The organism is Acidovorax sp. KPB24-07, assembly GCF_057543315.1.
In genome coordinates, this window is the sequence record NZ_BAAJYS010000580.1 from 1 (window position 1) to 1,635 (window position 1,635).

Below are 1,635 nucleotides of genomic sequence, written 5' to 3' on the forward strand. Positions count from 1 at the left end.
GCTGCAGGAGCGCCGGGGCGGGCAATGCAGCAGCTACATCTACGAGCCGGGCAGCTACACGCCCCTGGCGCGCATCGACGGCCAGGGCGCGCTGGAGCCGGAACACCCCGCGTCCGCGCTGGCCCTGGGCGACGTGGACACTGCGCGGGGCAAGGAAAACTCCGTGCCGACCACCAATGGCGAGTGGGCGGATGCGCACCACGCGGTCGCCGGGCCGGTGGGCGGGTTGGCACGCATGCTGGCAGCGCTGGACAAGGCCCAGGCCGCGCAACCGCAACCAGCGGTGATGGAGAACAGCCCGCCAACGCCATCGCTGGCAGGAGCAATAAACGTCAACGAGCGATCAGCGGCACCGGGCGCTCGGATTTATTACTTCCATACCCAGGGCAATGGCTTGCCGGAAGAGATGTCGGATCGAAACGGCAATCTGGTGTGGCGTGCGCAATACCGGGCCTGGGGCAGCGCGGTGGCGGAGGAGTGGCAGGCATTCGATGCCGCCGGCCGACCAGTGGGCGCCCCGGTGGTGGAAGGCTGGGCCCGGGCCAGCCAGCAGATGGCGGTGGCCCCGCAGAACCTGAGGATGCAGGGGCAGTACCTGGACCGGGAAACGGGGCTGCACTACAACACGTTCCGGTATTACGACCCAGACCTGGGGTCGTTCACGACGCCTGATCCTATTGGGTTGGCGGGTGGTACTAATCTGCATCGCTATGCAACAAATCCGATTGCGTGGGTGGACCCTTGGGGTTGGTGTGCTCAGAGAGCTCAAGAGGCTTCCCGCGGAAGAAATGCCGCCTTGAATGAAGCTAAGCGTGACTTGGGCATCCCTCGTTCACAGCATCCAGATGCCGTTAATAAAATTCCAATGACAGATCGGAATGGGAAATCTATTTTAGGGGCGGATGGAAAACCGCTTATGACACGGGAGTATACATATACACGTCCTGATGGCAGTAAGGTAGTTATTCAAGACCATTCTGCTGGGCATCAATTTGGTCAAGGCGGTGTTGGGGATCAAGGACCACACTTTAATGTTCGGCCGCCTGAAAATACTCGAACTGGCGCAGTGCCAGGAACTCAAGATCATTATTCTTGGTAAAAAATGGAACATTGGACTGAGATACTTACGGATGGTTCTGCTTCTGTTAAGAAGATATTTGATGATGTTTTGCCTGTTTTGGAAAGCGTAGAGATCCACGAACTAATAATTCATAGAGACGGTCCAAGAGTCTCCTTGAGGTTTGATCTTGCAGAATTTCCAACTCGACCTCCGAAAAAATGGGTGGCGGCGGGGGCGAATAAGGTTCAAGTAGTTCTCTTGGCGATATCTGTTTGCGATATCAAATTATCTGGAGTGATAACTAACGCAAAAATTAATTTAAAGATAAAAAAAGAATCTTCGTTAATATCTGTTCATGGGGTAGGTGATGGATTTGAGGCTTTTATTAAAGCTGAGTTCTTGATGATAAATGGTATAAGTGGTTATAAGGATGCATGAATTTTAAAATCCTCCTGGTATTGAGGCTTAAAAGTTTTTTATCAAAAAACACGAGCAACATCGCATAGCTTTGGCCGGCGCATCGCCAAGGCCGACGCCTTCGGCGAGACCACCTTTGCGCCTGCTGCAGGAGCGCC

General features: G+C 54.5%; 2 protein-coding genes. Both read left to right on the plus strand.

Annotated elements, in window-relative coordinates; all coding sequences use genetic code 11:
• Positions 1-1,099: HNH/endonuclease VII fold putative polymorphic toxin (locus tag AC27IQ_RS24045; protein ID WP_487091062.1), on the plus strand; the 1,099-nt coding region annotated here is incomplete at its 5' end.
• Positions 1,100-1,102: 3 nt separating this feature from the next.
• The gene (locus AC27IQ_RS24050) at positions 1,103-1,498 is read left to right on the plus strand and encodes an Imm50 family immunity protein (RefSeq protein ID WP_487091063.1); all 396 of its coding nucleotides are present in this window, start codon (positions 1,103-1,105) and stop codon (positions 1,496-1,498) included.
• The last annotated feature ends 137 nt before the right edge of the window (positions 1,499-1,635 follow it).

Bases quoted from the DNA above. Each gene is read 5' to 3' on its own strand.
- AC27IQ_RS24050 (WP_487091063.1), top strand. From the start codon at position 1,103: ATGGAACATTGGACTGAGATACTTACGGATGGTTCTGCTTCTGTTAAG.